We start from the raw sequence: 1,164 nt of genomic DNA, 5'->3' as shown, positions 1-1,164 counted from the left end.
TGACATGATAAATTAGTGGTTAGCTATATTTTTTTACTTTGCAACAGAACCTTTTTATTTATCGTAATTTTAATATATATCTGATTTTTTCATATTTCCAGCCTTAACTTCTGCTGTATCATATATTGCGATAAATGCGTCTGGGTCTACATCATTTATAATTTCTTTAAGTTTTTGTTCTTCGAGTTTATTAATAACACAAGAAATTTCTACAAATGAATTATTTTCTTCATCAATAGTCACTTTTGTAAATGTGCAATACCTTCCCAGTCTTTCTTTAATTTCTTTATTCATAATGTCATAATTTTTTGTAATAATTTTAAACGTTTTCGAACCACTTAGTCCTTCTTCAATAATATGTATAACTTTTGAAGCAATAAAATATGCGAGCGCTGATAAAATGGCACCTTTAAAGCCAAAAACAGTAGAAACAAGTATAAATACGAATGTATTGAGAAATAAAATTAAATCACTTGTTCCGAAAGGTAACTTTCTAGATAATAAAACGGCTAACATATCTATACCATCTAATGCCCCACCATTTCTAAGGGCAAGACCCATGCCTAATCCAATAACAACTCCACCAACTACAGTAATAAGTAGTGAATCACCTTCAATAATTGTTGGTACATGATGCATAATCGAAGTGAATATAGATAATGATAAGATACCTATTATTGAAAATATAGCAAACTTACGTCCGATTTGTTTATAACCTAACCATATAAATGGTAAATTGATTATTCCTATTAATATTCCTAAAGGTAAACCAAACAAAGTGGAACCTACAATACTAATCCCTGTGACTCCTCCGTCAGAAACGTTATTTGGGATTAATATAGATTCCAAACCATATGCTGTAATAAGTGCCCCAATTATAATAAGTAAAATCCTGCCGAATGATATAATCACCATTTTTTTTGTCATTTTTGAACTCCTATTTTTATTATTAAAAAGTCTTCACCTATATTATAACTTGTTTTATCAATTTAATGAAATTGGTGTTAATGATTGATATCATATTTTTTTAAACAAAATTCTAAAAAAGATAATTTAATGTTTAATCAGCGTCTAATACTCAAAGTAAATAAATGAAAAATTTCCCAAGGCATTTACAAATATATTAAAATAGGTTCTGTTGCAAAGTAAAAAATATAGCTAACC

General features: G+C 27.8%; 1 protein-coding gene. It reads right to left on the bottom strand.

The window, feature by feature from the left end; genetic code table 11:
• Positions 1-69 precede the first annotated feature (69 nt).
• Positions 70-927, bottom strand: coding sequence for a YitT family protein (locus HMPREF2737_RS10100; protein ID WP_037552667.1), 858 nt, complete (start codon positions 925-927; stop codon positions 70-72).
• Positions 928-1,164: the final 237 nt, after the last annotated feature.

This window comes from Staphylococcus sp. HMSC069D12, from assembly GCF_001810405.1.
In the GTDB taxonomy this organism is placed as follows: domain Bacteria; phylum Bacillota; class Bacilli; order Staphylococcales; family Staphylococcaceae; genus Staphylococcus; species Staphylococcus haemolyticus.
This window is presented reverse-complemented; position numbering and strand designations above follow the sequence as displayed.